Here is a 14,019-nt window from a genome sequence, read left to right as displayed (position 1 = left end):
ACTAAAGTTTTAGGCTGATAGAGCAAAAGTGTAAAATCTAATCAAGCGAAAACTGTCAACTTTATTCTAGCGTTTACAAGGTGCCGTCTCAGGAAGTAATTTAAAGATGAGAATAAATCATTATTACGGAAAAGTTTGACTATCTTTGTTAAATTCACTAAAAAAAAAGAGGGCGTCGAAAATTTCGACACCCTCTTTTTTTTAATAAATCAAATTAGATCATTCAGCCTACCTCACGAACTAAGGTTCTCTTATGGAAAAATAAGTATCTTGTTATAATTAGATATAATAATAGGATAATTATCACAAAAAAGACATTATTATTCCAATAGGAGGGGGCAAATTGGCACCAACTACACAGCCTTCACAGTATGAAGATATTATTGAGCGATATATAGAATCACTTTTACGGGGAAATGGGAGAGAGTTAGATTCATATTTAGCACAAGTGGAATCAATTCAAACTGTTGTTGGGACAAAAGCTATAACTAGATGTTACATGGTTACGTCAAACGGTCAAGCAATGCCGCGTATTGAAGACTTAGTTTTAAGAATTGCAGGTTTCATGGTAGATTACGCCATTCCAAGGTCCGAGATAGAACGAGCCAAAGCACTCGATTTTGAAGAAAATACAACCGTTCATACTTCTCAATTAACTAGAAAAGCAAGAAAGCTATTCACTCAGTTAAAGAAAACAGGGGAAGGTGGCGAGATGTTACTTTATTTATTAATACAAAGCGTATTAAGATTACCACAAGTGATATCAAAAATGTCTTTTAAAACAAGCAGCCAATTGCATTATCAAGGTGCAGATGCTATACATATGGGCTACGACTCTTCTACTCAAAGATTACAATTATACTGGGGAGAAGCTAAATTATACCAATCCATTCGATACTTCACAAATCGGACAGCATAAGATGGGCCCACTTGCGGGATAAGAGCACGAAAAAGCGATGGGTGGTCACAGCTATGTTAAAATTAGAATCCACAAAAAATACACGCAACTAGTGCGTGTTATTTTTTTATAGGTTTAATAATGTAATCTTTACCTAAATCAATAATATTAATTTTTAAATCAGCTGTTAAATCTTCTATTTCTTTTTGTTTCAATGAAGATGCAACAATAGTTTGTCCAATTAAAGATGTAAGTACTTTAAATAAGGATGCCTGACTGCTCATATCCATTTGTTGTTGCCCTGGTTCATCAAATATTATCAGTTTAGGATGATGCCCATTAAATTGAGCAGCAGTATTTGCTAATGCACACGTATAAGCCCAAATTAATCGTATATGATCACTTGCAGAAGAATCAAATTTAATGTCAAATCCTTTAACGATCGGCGTATATTTGTCCTCCGATATGGTTATATCGCCAATTGAAACACTCGAAAAGCCAAATTCTTTTAAATAAAGTTTAAAATCTTGTTCAAACTTCTTTAATTTCTCTTTATCTGCTTTAGAAAAATACTCATCACTATGATTTTCTTTTCTTGCTATATAGTTTTTCCAATCGTCCTGCAAAGAATTTATGTCATTCTTGAGCTTTTCTAATTTATTATTGGCTTCTCTTAATTTTTGAATTTGAATTTTTGTATCAACAATTTTTTCGATATCCTGTTTCGTTTGGAGCCTTGGATCCTCCCGTAATTCGCTCTTAACTAATCGGAGTGTCCTGCGTGATTGCATCAAATGTTCCTCTATTGATGACAACTGAGCCTTCTTATTATTTATTATGAATTCTGATTGTGATAACCCAAACTTGATTGCATTAATTTGCTCTTTTATGTACCTTATATTTTCTGCAAGATCTAATGGTCGAACTGTTATTTCCTGCGGCAATAAAGTATCCTCAATATCTTGATGGCAAGTTGGACACATTCCCTTTGACAACTCAGAGTTAAATGCGGCACCAAGAGAGTACAACTTTTGAGCTTCCTGATTTTTTTTTAGATCATCTTCTAATACCATCAGATTTTCACGCATAGCAACTTGATTTGATGATTCTAGTTGAATCTCTCTTCTAAGGGAATTAACACTATCTTGTTGGGTCATTACAAGAGTTTCTATTTCATTAATTTTATGTTCATTTTCATCTTCAATTTCTGATATTGTTCTTACATAATTACTTTGTTTGGACAAACTGTTCTCTAAAGCAATTATTTTCTCGTCAATTTCAATCAACTCTTCTTTTTCATTGAATAGATGAATGTTGAAGTCGATTAATAAGGTTGGTTTTTCTGGAAGATCGGATACAACACCATTTATATCAGATGCAACTTCTCTGATCGATCTTACACTGGATAGCCATGAAGAAGAAATAATGGATTTTAAAATTTTGAGTTCATCTTTCTCTTTAGTATTTTTCATCACATCTAAATCCAATAAAAACTCAGTTGCACGTTTTGATAAATCCCTAATTCCATAATTAGACGGAAGAGGGGCATAAAAACTATTCCACCCTTTTATTTGCTCAATGTAAAACAATGGACATAACGATTGGATATATAATAATCGATCATTACCATCGAAAGTAGGAACCTTAGGTAATTCCCATCCAATAAATTCAGCCAAATAAGCATGAAACCCTGATTCTTCCGTTGCCGACCCTTTCATATGGACGTAATAATCTTTTGAGTTAAAAGGTTTATCTTCTGATAGTGATGGACCATCATCTACTTTTATTAATCGGGGATCCTTTGATGTTGACTTAATCCATCTAGTTAATGTAATGGCCTTACCATTCTGATTTGAAATTTCAAGCTGAACCTTTGACTCTAATACCACTAAAGTTTTGCCTTGATGTTTCAGGACATCTTTTAAAACAGGTTTCATGGATTTTGTATTGGTACCGCCCAATAGTTCTTCAATACCTAATCCATATAAAATCGAATTAAGACATGAACTTTTTCCTTTGGTATTATTGGCACTAAGGACATTTAATCCTTCTTTAAGATGAATTTCTGTTCCAAATAACCCCTCTTCCGTTTCAATTGAAATTTTAACTACATTCACTTTTAAACGTGACATTAGGCTTTATACCTCTCTTTAAAAACTTTCATAACATAAGCATCGCTAATACCTTTTTTAATACCCTCTAATAAATCTTTTTCTTCTACTAACACGTCATTATGCTCCATAATGGATTCCGCAAATTTTACACCTTTATTAGTTAAGATGAATTTTCCATTTTTTTCATTGAATTCGAGTTGTTGTTCTGCAACTGCAAAATTTAATGCTCGGTTTAACGATGGATCAAATCTTATAATAGGGAAGTCCCCGCCCTTTTTTATATCATCTAATCTATTGAAACGTTTTGGATTTTTTAAAGCCCAATTAAATAATTGTAATTTTAGTAACGATGCCGTTTGCTTATTCGATGAAAGGTAAAGTATAAGTATTATTAACGAAATTTTATACAATGGTCGTAATTCTGGTGACAGCGGCACTTTTTTCCTTTTAAAATTAATCGTGTGTATATTTTCTAGTGGTAAATCCATTTTATTTTACCCTCCAAAATCCAACGGGCAATTTATCAGCCATTCGGATATTGCTTCCTTGCATAAGTCCTCATATATGGAAAACTCAAATATTTCATGGAATTTTTCACTTTTCAAGGCATCCTTATATTTACTTAATGTTTGATCAAGTAACTGTTTTGGAGGTAAGTCAGTAATCAAAACTTCATCCTCCAAATGTTCTGCTATTGAACTTTTTATTCTGACTTGCTTCTCGTACAGTAATCCATACGTATCTTGCATTCTTGATAGAACCTTTTGTCCTTTTAAATAATTTCTCACCATTAAATCAACATATCTATTTGTTTTATTATCTTTTGTTTGCTGATCTTGAATATTTTCAAACAAGTAACCAATTTTTCTATTTAAAATTTCTATAGATTCAGATTCACAGTTTTTCCAATCAATTATTTCTCGTTTATCAGGTGAAACGATATCCATTTCAACCTTTCTTTCTAATATGCGTTTTACGAGCAAGATTTCTTCAGCATAATATCCCTCATCATGAACCAACACATCAAATTCTGGATCAAGTATATCTTGCATGTCTTTCATGCCCTTATATTCCTGTGCTTTCGTTTGACAGTGGGAAACAATATCCTTATTTAAAATAATTGGAGTTAAGAAAATCCATTTCTTTATTTTAACAGATCCAAAAAAATCCATTAATTGCTTTTTGGATCTTTTTAGTTTACCTAAATCCTTTGTAACTTTATCCCTTTGTGCTTCATATAACTTTTTCGCATCATATTCCTCGTCTGGACAATAACATTGAAAGACAATTCCTGTACGCGTATAACCTTCAATCCCAAGGTCGCCACTTGTATGAGCCGTCATTTCTTGATAGCCATCCGTACCATATTTAGTTTTAAGCAGTAATTGACAATGTTCTTCCCAACTGTCACCGTTGTACGTTCCATACCGTGTTTGAATCATACTTCTCCTCCAGCTTGCAAAAACATCTACAAAAGTTTGTTTAATGAAAAAATTTCCATAACTTAATACTATAGTACCGTATTTTCATTCGCTTTACTAGAAGGATAATAAGAAGGCGAACAAGTTAACCCTCGTCAAAATACATAGGACGTGTGTACTTAACAAATAACATATAAAGAAATTCTGTTTTTTTGTCGAAGTGCAGCTTATTCGTTATTAGAAATGTCCCTTATTAAGACGGGAATTATGGTCCACCTAAAAGATAAACTCCATCGATTGGTTCGAGGTTGAGAAAATAATAACACAACAAAGAAACCGCCGAATGGCGGTTCTGGTATGTTTATTCAGTTTGTATTTCAAACTACATTACATTAGAAATGTGGTTCCGAACCGTTTTTTCACTTATAAACAATTCACCAGCGATTTCCCTTGTTGTTTTATCTTGTACTAACAATTCGAATACTTCTCTTTCTCGTTTGGTGAGTAACGGCTTGTGAGTATATTCATTCTCCTTCAAGTATTGTAACCCTCCTTGCCTTTCGCCAGCTATGAACCGCGGGATGGGTATATATTTAGTCACCATATCATATGTCAGCAAAACAGCCGAAGTGACTATATTTAGTGAAAGGAGAAAGTTATTTTCAGGAAATGTGCCATTGTGCCGCTAGGCTCGGACTTTAACCCCGCTTTTTAGCATTTTTTTCATATTTTCGGTCCAAGGCACACCCTTGCCCGTCACCTTTGATATCTGCACCATCGTCCCCCTGCCGGTGAAGCAAACTGAACCATCTGATTTCCTGCCCATATAATGAAGATCCACAGAAGAATTCCCTATTGAAGCAGCTTTTACGTATATTTGTATCTCTTCATCAAAGAAAACCTGGCTGATAAAATCGCATTGGAGGTCTGCTACGACTGGTATGGTTTCACTATCATGCTTTACCCAGTCCTGCATAAAGCCCTTGCTTTTGAAAAATTCTATCCTTGCTTCTTCATAGTATGTAAATGGAATGGTATTGTTCAAATGTCCAAACATATCAGTTTCAGAAAATCTGACTTTTACTGGATGAAAGAAAATGAATTCTTCTTCCCATTTTTTAAAATCGTCTATGTAGCTCAATTTTTTCATGCTGGTTCCTCCCAATTTTTTATGAATGAGCATTCACTCTGTTGTATTTCATTATAGTGTTTTTTGAATTATTTGAAAACCTCCCACCATGTGTTAAATAAAAGATTATGCCTCTAATCTGATTATGGAAAATTAACCCAACCCGTTAATTTCCATTGCAGGCACTCGCTTTCCACGGGGCTGCCGGGAGCCTCCTCACCGCTCCGCGTCTGCGGGGTCTCCCTTGGTACGCTACTCCCGTAGGACGTTGAATAAGCTTCCTTGAATCCACACCGCACGAAGAAAATGCGGATGCATTTTCGAGGATCTCCCACCTTCCACTCCAATCAGCTCAGTGGTTAAATTTAATTGCTGTTTAAAAAACAAATTATACGAGTATGATAAAACCCCTCTCCAAAAGGAAAGGGGTTTTATCATACTTAGATTTGGTCGCTCCCAAAGAAGTTTTTGAAAGACTGGAATGTTGTATCGCGGTTTAGTGCCGCAATGGATGTTGTTAAAGGAATGCCTTTCGGGCATGACTGGACGCAGTTTTGAGAGTTTCCGCAATTGGCAAGTCCGCCATCACCCATGATTTGCTCCAGACGTTCAGCTTTATTCATTTCACCAGTTGGGTGAGCATTGAACAAGCGAACCTGTGATAAAGGAGCAGGTCCGATAAAGTCAGATTTGCTGTTAACATTCGGGCATGCTTCCAGGCAAACACCGCATGTCATGCACTTTGAAAGCTCATATGCCCATTGGCGCTTTCTCTCAGGCATACGCGGTCCAGGTCCCAAATCATACGTGCCATCGATTGGAATCCATGCTTTAACCTTTTTCAGGGAATCAAACATACGGCTTCTGTCGACTTGCAGGTCACGGACTACCGGGAACGTGCGCATCGGCTCAAGACGGATTGGCTGTTCCAGCTGATCTACAAGTGCCGTACATGATTGGCGGGGCTTTCCATTTATAATCATTGAACAAGCACCGCAGACTTCTTCAAGGCAGTTCATATCCCATGCGATTGGAGTAGTATCTTCACCCTTGACGTTAACCGGATTACGGCGAATCTCCATAAGGGCTGAAATAACGTTCATGTTCGGACGGTAATCAATTTCAAACTCTTCCTGATAAGGGGCTGAATCAGGAGTATCCTGGCGGCTGATTACAAAACGGACTGTTTTAGTTTTTGTTTCCTGCATGGTTTAGTTCTCCCCTTTCTTTTTGGAATAGTCACGCTTACGCGGTGGAATTAAGCTTACATCAATTTCTTCGTAATGGAATGCCGGAGCGGAATTTGCATCCACAAACTTCGCCATTGTTGTTTTCATGAATTCCTCATCATTACGTTCAGGGAAATCAGGCTTATAATGTGCTCCGCGGCTTTCATTACGGTTATAGGCACCAATTGTAATAACACGTGCCAATTGAAGCATATTCTGCAGCTGGCGCGTAAAGCTTGCACCCTGATTGCTCCACTTCGCAGTATCATTAATATTAATGTTTTTATAGCGCTCCATAAGTTCAACAATTTTTTCATCTGTTTTCAACAGCCTGTCATTATGGCGGACAACCGTTACATTGTCTGTCATCCACTCACCAAGCTCTTTATGAAGGACATATGCATTCTCTGTGCCATCAAGAGACATGATATTATTCCATTTTTCTTCTTCCTGTTTTACATGGCGGTCAAATAGTGATGATGGCAGATCTTCAGCACTCTTATCTAATCCGCTGATATACTTGACTGCATTCGGGCCTGCTACCATACCGCCATAAATGGCTGATAGCAGTGAGTTGGCACCAAGACGGTTGGCACCATGCTGTGAATAATCACATTCACCAGCTGCAAACAAGCCTGGAATATTTGTCATCTGATCATAGTCAACCCATAATCCGCCCATTGAATAGTGGACAGCAGGGAAGATTTTCATTGGCACTTTACGAGGGTCTTCACCCTGGAATTTCTCATAGATTTCAATGATTCCGCCAAGCTTAATATCAAGCTCTTTAGGATCTTTATGGGAAAGATCAAGATATACCATGTTCTCCCCATTAATGCCGAGCTTCTGGTTAACACAAACGTCAAAAATTTCACGCGTTGCAATATCACGAGGCACCAGGTTTCCGTAAGCCGGATATTTCTCCTCAAGGAAGTACCATGGTTTACCATCTTTATATGTCCATACTCGTCCGCCTTCACCGCGTGCAGATTCACTCATTAGGCGAAGCTTATCATCTCCAGGGATGGCGGTTGGATGAATCTGAATAAATTCCCCATTTGCGTAATAAGCGCCCTGCTGATAAACGATGGAAGCTGCTGAGCCTGTGTTTATGACAGAGTTAGTGGATTTTCCGAAAATAATTCCCGGTCCGCCGGATGCCATAATAACTGCATCTGCAGCAAAAGACTTAATTTCCATAGTAGTCAGGTTCTGGGCAACGACACCCTTACAAGCTCCGTCATCATCGATGACAACCCCAAGAAATTCCCATCCCTCATACTTTGTCACTAATCCTGACACTTCATGGCGGCGGACCTGCTCGTCCATTGCATAAAGCAGCTGCTGCCCAGTTGTAGCACCGGCAAACGCAGTACGGTGATGCTGTGTTCCACCGAAGCGGCGGAAGTCCAGCAGACCTTCAGGTGTACGGTTAAACATAACACCCATACGGTCAAATAAATGAATGATGCCAGGTGCAGCCTCTGCCATTGCTTTTACAGGCGGCTGGTTTGCGAGGAAGTCCCCGCCATAAATTGTATCGTCAAAATGAATCCAAGGAGAATCGCCTTCCCCTTTTGTATTTACCGCTCCGTTGATGCCGCCCTGGGCACAAACAGAGTGAGAACGTTTAACCGGTACCAGAGAAAATAATTCAACCGGAGTCCCAGATTCTGCTACTTTAATTGTCGCCATCAAACCGGCTAGTCCGCCGCCGACAACTATAACTTTTCCTTTACCCATCGTGACTCACTCCCTTAATACTTGTAAGAAAAGCGCCAGCACCCGCTTACCGGTCTCCTTGAGGCCTTCCGATGGCGTTTATTCTGCCAAAAGTGCTGATTTTACCTATGCGCTTTCAATAATGCGGAGCCGGGCAGCTGCCCAATTCCCTTTTTATCCGATCAAGTCTAATAATCTCTCATGTCTATTAAATAAATGCTGTCAGAGCACGTACGCCAACAATAGATAGTGCAATGAAAATTCCGATTGTTACGTAAGTGGAAATAACCTGTGAACGAGGAGATACTGTAAGTCCCCAGCTGACAAGGAATGACCAAAGCCCGTTAGCAAAGTGGAAAATTGCAGAAATGACTCCAATAATATAGAACCAGAACATAAATGGATTCGACAGGATGTTCTCCATCATCTGAAAGTTAACTTCTGCTCCAAAGGCAGCCTGTACGCGTGTTTCCCATACATGCCATGCAACAAAAACCAGCGTAATAACACCTGAAACACGCTGAAGCATAAACATCCAGTTGCGGAAATATCCATATCTGGTTGTGTTATTTTTCGCAGTAAAAGCAATATAAAGGCCATAGATTGCGTGGAACAGCAAAGGTAAATAGATTACAAATGTTTCAAGGAATATTCTAAATGGAAGACTTTCCATAAAATGCGCTGCATTATTAAAAGATTCCTCTCCCCCTGTTGCAAAATGGTTCACTACAAGGTGCTGCACCAAAAACAATCCAACTGGTATTACGCCAAGCAATGAATGCAATCTGCGATTAAAAAACTCACGATTACCTGCCATAAACTTTCCCCCCCTGATTTTAAAAAAACGATGCTGAGCCCCCGCTCAGGACATCATCTCGAAAATGTTATTCATTTTCTTACAATTATGTGACATGTCCATTTTACTCCCAAGATAATAGAGCGTCAAGAAAACGGATACATAAAATGTTCCATATTAATAAAATTTTTAAAAAATATTTACCGGTTAAAAATATATATTATTCTGCGGTTCAATATGACCTAATTACCGGTCTCCAATATACTGAAATAGTAATTATTTCTATGCAAATCGTTCTATTTTTTCCCGAATTGATATTAACTCCCCAAGCATATTGTATATAATAGAATCATAGAAAGAGGGGAGACTATTGAGCGAATTAGCATCTGCGAAATCTAATGAAGATCACATACAGTCAGTACCGGTATTTGGCTATGAACTGATCCGGGAAGTTCTTTTGCATGACCTTTTAGGAAATGAAGCACCCGAAATTTTATATTGGGCCGGCAAAAGGCTTGCACGCATGTATCCTCTGGAAACAGCCGGACAGATTGCCGAATTTTTTATAAATGCCGGCTGGGGCAGCCTTTCGATCGCAAACGAATCTAAACATGAGCTTGAAATGATATTATCAAGCCCGCTGATTGCTGGCCGCTTGCAAAAAAACAATAACTGCACATTTCAGCTCGAGGCTGGTTTTATAGCCCAGCAGATTGAATTTCAAAAAGAAGTTATTTGTGAGGCTTTCGAACATCCCCGCAAGAAAACCGGCAAAATCCTTATTACTGTGAAGTGGGATAAAAAGGACCCTGCTGAGTAACATCTAATTTACAAACAATAAGCTATCAATTTCTGATAGCTTATTGTTTATAGCTTCGGAATTAAGCCTTAACCGCGGAAACAGACAGCTTGAATGCCTCGTGTAAAGCATCAACAGCATCGATCATTTTACTGTTTTCCACAACCGCTGATACTTTAATTTCTGACGTGCTTACCATTTTCACCTGAATTTCATTCGCTGAAAGCACTTCGAACATTTCTGCAGCCACACCCGGATTTGAAATCATGCCTGAGCCGACAATTGAAACCTTTGCAAGCCCTGATTCCCACTCAATGCGGTCATAATTTAATTGATCTCTATGCTTTTCCAGAACTTTCACTGTATCCGTCAGATCTTCATTCTTAATTGAGAAGGACAGGTTAGTTGTCTGGGCTTCTGTCATGCTCTGAATAATGATATCGACATTAATGTGGTTTTTGGCGAGCGCCGAGAAAATAGTAGACAGACCAGTCAGTGAATTAGGAAGACCAATGATTGTTACTCTTGTTATGTCATCTTCAAAAGCCACACCGCGCACCACTAAATTTTGTTCCATTTTTACTTCCTCCTCAATGATTGTTCCGGCTTCCTTTTCAAGGCTTGAACGCACTTCAAGCGGAAGACCATAGTTTTTAGCGAATTCAACTGCTCTTGGATGGAGCACTCCAGCCCCCAAATTGGCCAGCTCAAGCATTTCATCATAGGACACAGAATGTAACTTTCTGGCATTCTTTATAAAGCGGGGATCGGTTGTAAACACACCTGTAACATCCGTATAAATATCACATTTATCAGCTTTAAGTGCTGCAGCCAGTGCAACAGCAGTTGTATCAGATCCGCCGCGTCCAAGTGTGGTAATTGAACCATCTTCTGTCATCCCCTGAAAGCCTGCTGCAATCACAATTTTCCCCTGACTTAATTCCCCCTGAATGGTGGCTGGATCAATATTTACTATCCTCGCATTACCATGGACTGCTTCTGTTTTAATACCTGCCTGCCACCCTGTAAAAGAAACGGCGGGATGTCCTTTCGCATTTAATGCCATAGCTAATAAAGAGATGGTCACCTGTTCGCCGGTTGTAAGCAGCATATCCATTTCCCTTTTATCTGGTGATGGGGAAATCTCCCTTGCCATGCCAACCAGCTGATCAGTCGTTTTGCCCATTGCCGAAACAACCACAACAACATCGTTTCCACGGTTTTTTTCCTCAATTACCCGATTAGCGACATTTTGTATTCTGTCTACAGTCCCCACGGAGGTGCCTCCGAATTTCTGCACTATGATTCCCACAGCTTTCCCTTCTTTCTAAAGAACTCGTAATTTTATGAATTGCCGTCCTATGTAAGTGAAGCAAGACAGTCCACTCGGCTGTATTTGACAATGGCCTTAAATCTAAAATACCCCTTTTGGGCAATAAAAAAAGCAATGGAATAGTTTAACTATCCCATTGCTGTGCAGCCAAAATGTATAAGTGAGCAAACACAGTGAGATAGCTCTCCAGGACGGCAATGTCCTGACAATCCTGCATTTATTCAATGCAAAACCAGCAGAAAAAATGATGAGATTTTCTCCACTTCGGCGAACATCCCCTTTCAAAGCTTTTCATGGAAGCTCATTCTTCTCCAAGCTTTTACTGATGAAGTTCGCACCTCTACCTTCACTTAACGATTATGTCCAATAGTTCTGTTTAAACATATGGACATGTGCTTTATCGCTATAAAGTGATATTGATATAAAGTTTCAGTTAGTATAACATGTCTGACTTTTTATGTCTATATCCATTTAAGACTCAGAGTTTCCATTTTGTTCCTCAAACCTCTGCTTTAACTCCTCAGCAACATTAGCAGGAATGCCTATTTTTCTATACTCCTCAATTGATGCCTCTTTCATTTTCTTTACAGATCCAAAGGCCTTCAGCAGCTGTTTCTTTCGCTTTTCGCCTATGCCCGGAATTTCATCCAGAATAGACTGAAAGGCACTTTTTCCGCGAAGCTGGCGGTGAAAAGTAATCGCAAAGCGATGAACTTCATCCTGAATTCTCTGCAGCAGGTAGAATTCCTGGCTGTTCCTTGCAAGAGGAATAATTTGAAGCGGATTACCATATAAAAGCTGTGAAGTTCTGTGCTTCTCATCCTTCACCAGGCCTGAAATCGGGATATCCAGACCGAGCTCATTTTCGAGCACATCCCTTACAGCCTCAACATGCCCTTTACCTCCATCAATCAAGATTAAGTCCGGAAGCGGCAGTTCTTCTTTCAGTACTCTTGTATATCTGCGGCGGACGACTTCTCTCATGGATTCATAATCATCAGGACCTTTGACGGACTTTATTTTATATTTTCGGTACTCTCTTTTCTCCGGTTTGCCATCAATGAAGACGATCATGGCAGAAACGGGATCCGACCCCTGGATATTTGAATTATCAAATGCTTCAATCCGGTGAGGGGTATAAATCCCAAGCTGATCACCCAGATTTTCAACAGCTTTAATAGTCCGTTCTTCATCACGCTCTATTAAAGAAAACTTCTCCTGGAGAGCAATTTTTGCATTTTTATGGGCAAGCTTCACCAGGTCCTTTTTTTGCCCGCGCTGCGGCTTTAGCACTTTCACATCAAGAAGCTGTTCTGCCATGACAGCATCAACGGAATCGGGTGCCAATATTTCACGGGGTTTAAAGTGATTTGCTTTAGTATAAAACTGGCCGAGGAACGTTAAAATTTCTTCTTCCGGCTCATTATAAATCGGGAACATTGATACATCCCGTTCGATCAGCTTGCCCTGCCTGATGAAGAAGACCTGGACACACATCCACCCTTTATCAACCGCATAGCCAAATACATCCCGATCTGTAAAATCTGTCATCGTCATTTTTTGCTTTTCCATCGTTGCATCTATATGGGCAATTTTATCTCTCAGCTCTGTTGCTCGTTCAAAATCCAAATCTTCAGCAGCGGCTGTCATTTTTGCTGTAAGGTCTTTTTTAATCTCTTTGTATCCGCCATTTAAAAATTTCGCAATTTCATCTGTCATTTGCTTATATTGATCTGCACTTACTTCCTTTACGCATGGTGCAAGACATTGTCCTAAGTGATAATAAAGGCAAACTCTGTCCGGAAGTGTTGAACATTTGCGAAGAGGGTAAATACGGTCGAGCAGCTTTTTTGTTTCATTGGCAGCCTGCACATTGGGATAAGGGCCAAAGTATTTTCCCCTGTCTTTTTTTACTTTTCTGGTTGTAATCAGACGGGGATGGCGTTCGGCCGTCAATTTGATAAAAGGGTAGCTTTTATCGTCCTTCAGCATTACATTATATTTGGGATCATATTTCTTGATCAGATTCATCTCAAGAATCAATGCTTCCATATCTGAAGATGTGACAATATACTCAAAGTCCACAATCTCATTAACAAGTCTTAATGTTTTTCCGTCATGTGAGCCTGTAAAATAGGATCTGACCCGGTTTCTGAGAATTTTGGCTTTCCCCACATAGATAATGGTCCCCTGCCTGTCTTTCATTAAATAGCAGCCTGGCTGTGCAGGCAGCAGCATCAGTTTATTTTTTATCGTTTCATTCATGGCACTCCACCTCCCCGATTAAAAATTTTCTTATTGTAAGGCTTTTTTAGAAAGATTTTATCTAACATTTATTTTGAATTTTCATAATCACCTGGTATGCAAGCTCGCCATGAAGATTAGTCTGCATGATAAAAGCACGGCATCCCCATCTTATTATATCAGCTGGTAAACCTGCAGCATAACCGCTAAACACACATGATAAAGTGAACCTTCAATCAGTGGGGGTTTTCCTTATCCCCCCACTGATTGTTAGTCGCGTTCTAGTGTCGCTAAGATCTCCGCTAGCGCTTCGATCAATCGACACTACGAACCC

At 39.0% G+C, this 14,019-nt stretch carries 12 protein-coding genes and 1 riboswitch; of the genes, 2 read left to right on the top strand and 10 right to left on the bottom strand.

Annotated elements, in window-relative coordinates; genetic code table 11:
• Positions 1-343 precede the first annotated feature (343 nt).
• Positions 344-919: a HamA C-terminal domain-containing protein gene (locus BK139_RS23110; protein ID WP_286149100.1), complete on the top strand. Its 576-nt coding sequence runs from the start codon at positions 344-346 to the stop codon at positions 917-919.
• Between the two features lie 98 nt (positions 920-1,017).
• On the opposite strand, the gene BK139_RS23105 is transcribed toward BK139_RS23110, so the two are convergent.
• The 8 genes from BK139_RS23105 to BK139_RS23070 form a co-directional block, all read right to left on the bottom strand.
• Positions 1,018-3,030: a coiled-coil domain-containing protein gene (locus BK139_RS23105; protein ID WP_076263489.1), complete on the bottom strand. Its 2,013-nt coding sequence runs from the start codon at positions 3,028-3,030 to the stop codon at positions 1,018-1,020.
• Positions 3,030-3,500: a hypothetical protein gene (locus BK139_RS23100; protein ID WP_076263486.1), complete on the bottom strand. Its 471-nt coding sequence runs from the start codon at positions 3,498-3,500 to the stop codon at positions 3,030-3,032. Before BK139_RS23100 ends, BK139_RS23105 begins: the two co-directional genes overlap by 1 nt.
• 6 nt (positions 3,501-3,506) lie before the next feature.
• Positions 3,507-4,454: a hypothetical protein gene (locus BK139_RS23095; protein WP_076263484.1), complete on the bottom strand. Its 948-nt coding sequence runs from the start codon at positions 4,452-4,454 to the stop codon at positions 3,507-3,509.
• 361 nt (positions 4,455-4,815) lie between these two features.
• Complete coding sequence (locus BK139_RS23090) at positions 4,816-4,971, bottom strand: helix-turn-helix domain-containing protein (RefSeq protein WP_076263481.1); 156 nt, start codon at positions 4,969-4,971, stop codon at positions 4,816-4,818.
• Between the two features lie 147 nt (positions 4,972-5,118).
• Positions 5,119-5,583, bottom strand: coding sequence for an acyl-CoA thioesterase (locus tag BK139_RS23085; protein WP_076263479.1), 465 nt, complete (start codon positions 5,581-5,583; stop codon positions 5,119-5,121).
• 419 nt (positions 5,584-6,002) lie between these two features.
• Positions 6,003-6,770 carry a succinate dehydrogenase iron-sulfur subunit gene (gene sdhB, locus BK139_RS23080; protein WP_035330246.1) on the bottom strand — a complete coding sequence of 256 codons (768 nt, stop codon included), beginning with the start codon at positions 6,768-6,770 and terminating at the stop codon, positions 6,003-6,005.
• 3 nt (positions 6,771-6,773) lie between these two features.
• Positions 6,774-8,534 carry a succinate dehydrogenase flavoprotein subunit gene (gene sdhA, locus BK139_RS23075; protein ID WP_076263477.1) on the bottom strand — a complete coding sequence of 587 codons (1,761 nt, stop codon included), beginning with the start codon at positions 8,532-8,534 and terminating at the stop codon, positions 6,774-6,776.
• A gap of 187 nt (positions 8,535-8,721) precedes the next feature.
• Positions 8,722-9,330 carry a succinate dehydrogenase cytochrome b558 subunit gene (locus BK139_RS23070; protein WP_076263475.1) on the bottom strand — a complete coding sequence of 203 codons (609 nt, stop codon included), beginning with the start codon at positions 9,328-9,330 and terminating at the stop codon, positions 8,722-8,724.
• Positions 9,331-9,679: 349 nt separating this feature from the next.
• Here BK139_RS23070 and BK139_RS23065 point away from each other — a divergent pair, with 349 nt between their 5' ends.
• Positions 9,680-10,129 (top strand): YslB family protein, encoded by a 450-nt coding sequence (locus tag BK139_RS23065; protein ID WP_076263473.1) that lies wholly within the window; start codon positions 9,680-9,682, stop codon positions 10,127-10,129.
• A gap of 61 nt (positions 10,130-10,190) precedes the next feature.
• On the opposite strand, the gene BK139_RS23060 is transcribed toward BK139_RS23065, so the two are convergent.
• Together BK139_RS23060 and uvrC are read right to left on the bottom strand one after the other, a co-directional pair.
• A complete protein-coding gene (locus tag BK139_RS23060; RefSeq protein WP_076263471.1) occupies positions 10,191-11,420 on the bottom strand; it encodes an aspartate kinase in 1,230 nt (409 codons plus the stop codon).
• 192 nt (positions 11,421-11,612) lie between these two features.
• A riboswitch (Lysine riboswitch) is annotated at positions 11,613-11,792 on the bottom strand.
• 120 nt (positions 11,793-11,912) lie between these two features.
• Positions 11,913-13,706, bottom strand: coding sequence for an excinuclease ABC subunit UvrC (uvrC, locus tag BK139_RS23055; RefSeq protein ID WP_076263469.1), 1,794 nt, complete (start codon positions 13,704-13,706; stop codon positions 11,913-11,915).
• Positions 13,707-14,019: the final 313 nt, after the last annotated feature.

The sequence above is a fragment of the Paenibacillus sp. FSL R5-0490 genome (genome assembly GCF_001956215.1).
In the GTDB taxonomy this organism is placed as follows: Bacteria; Bacillota; Bacilli; order Bacillales; family Cytobacillaceae; genus Cytobacillus.
This window is presented reverse-complemented; position numbering and strand designations above follow the sequence as displayed.

What these genes read in the sequence shown, in the direction of transcription:
- BK139_RS23105 (WP_076263489.1), bottom strand. Translation starts at nt 3,030, where the DNA reads ATGTCACGTTTAAAAGTGAATGTAGTTAAAATTTCAATTGAAACGGAA.
- BK139_RS23100 (WP_076263486.1), bottom strand. Translation starts at nt 3,500, where the DNA reads ATGGATTTACCACTAGAAAATATACACACGATTAATTTTAAAAGGAAA.
- BK139_RS23095 (WP_076263484.1), bottom strand. Translation starts at nt 4,454, where the DNA reads ATGATTCAAACACGGTATGGAACGTACAACGGTGACAGTTGGGAAGAA.
- BK139_RS23085 (WP_076263479.1), bottom strand. Translation starts at nt 5,583, where the DNA reads ATGAAAAAATTGAGCTACATAGACGATTTTAAAAAATGGGAAGAAGAA.
- sdhB (WP_035330246.1), bottom strand. Translation starts at nt 6,770, where the DNA reads ATGCAGGAAACAAAAACTAAAACAGTCCGTTTTGTAATCAGCCGCCAG.
- sdhA (WP_076263477.1), bottom strand. Translation starts at nt 8,534, where the DNA reads ATGGGTAAAGGAAAAGTTATAGTTGTCGGCGGCGGACTAGCCGGTTTG.
- BK139_RS23070 (WP_076263475.1), bottom strand. Translation starts at nt 9,330, where the DNA reads ATGGCAGGTAATCGTGAGTTTTTTAATCGCAGATTGCATTCATTGCTT.
- uvrC (WP_076263469.1), bottom strand. Translation starts at nt 13,706, where the DNA reads ATGAATGAAACGATAAAAAATAAACTGATGCTGCTGCCTGCACAGCCA.